Here is a 1,183-nt window from a genome sequence, read left to right as displayed (position 1 = left end):
ATACGGTCATAGGTGTAAGACTTATTGCCATTAAAAGCTGTTAGATAGAAAGAACGGTCTGATTGATATTCCTTTCTTGCCAGATTAGATAAAAAACCAGCTAATTCATCACGAACCAACAAGAGACCACGGGGGGGTCTTTTAAGAGTTCCCCAAGCTTTTCAACGGTCACATCATTGACGATAAGACGGCGTTTTATAGAACTGTCATCTTCCTCACTTTCTTTGTGTTCAAGAGTTTGTGAAAGAAGAGCAAGGGCTTGTTCTTCGTCTTGATCTTTGAGTGCTTTATAGGCTTGTTTTTTCTTTTCTCGTTTATCTAATTCACTAAGAATCTCTTTTGTTTCTTGCTGTTTTTTCTTCTTTACCCACTCTTGATGCCATTCATCTTGAAATTCATAGAGAGGTTCTAAAGCAGCGTCCATGGTACCTGTTTTCATGGTCGAAGGTTCCCCCACAATGGCACCCCAGAGATTAGGAACAATTTTCCAATTGGTATGTTGTTTTGGGGCAATCCGCACGCCATTGCCAATCACAGCAGCCAAAGCACAGAGAGCAGAGATAGCAATAAAATCCATAGGGGCTTGTTGGCTATCCGCAACGTCATAAACATAGTCCATTAATGGCGTTGGCAACTGTAATAAGCTAAAAGGCTCGACGGGTAAGAGAGCCGTATTAATCGGTTGCAATTCCCCCCAACCATTTTGTTGCAATGCGATTTCATAAGGAATGGCTTCTAAACAAGTCTTATCATTAAAAAAAACATTATCGTTATCATTGCATGAAACATTTTGATTGTTGGTATCGACAATATTGTTTTTATTCTCTCTCATTTATTTATACCTTTCAGTATCAAAACATCATTGAAATCTAGACCGTAGGGGGCTTGCATGATAAAGACCTCAAAGCCTTGTCTATAGGCACGTGCAGCGAGGGTAAAACCTGCTTTACGACCAGCCTCATCGCCATCCATTGCAATTGTCAGACGCCCTTTTGTAGGAGGTAAATTCACATGCATCATGCCATGGGTTGAAAGGGACGCCCATAAATCAACGGGCTCTGATAACAACCCAGACAGCAGAGCCAGACCGGTTTCAATGCCTTCACAAATGACCAGATGTTTTGGATTGGCTTGACTTAATTGCACAGCGCCACCCGTGACAGAACCCAACATGGCTTTTGCT

General features: G+C 41.8%; 1 protein-coding gene and 1 pseudogene. Both read right to left on the bottom strand.

The window, feature by feature from the left end; translation table 11 throughout:
• Nucleotides 1–832: pseudogene (locus ACFIMC_RS10070) on the bottom strand (DUF3987 domain-containing protein); the annotation flags it as partial.
• Nucleotides 829–1,183, bottom strand: a 355-nt coding sequence (locus tag ACFIMC_RS10065) for a toprim domain-containing protein (RefSeq protein ID WP_375681041.1), incomplete at its 5' end; no start/stop codon positions are given. The gene ACFIMC_RS10065 and the pseudogene ACFIMC_RS10070, both read right to left, overlap by 4 nt.

Source organism: Bartonella sp. AP21QHHD (assembly GCF_042196205.1).
In the GTDB taxonomy this organism is placed as follows: domain Bacteria; phylum Pseudomonadota; class Alphaproteobacteria; order Rhizobiales; family Rhizobiaceae; genus Bartonella.
This window is presented reverse-complemented; position numbering and strand designations above follow the sequence as displayed.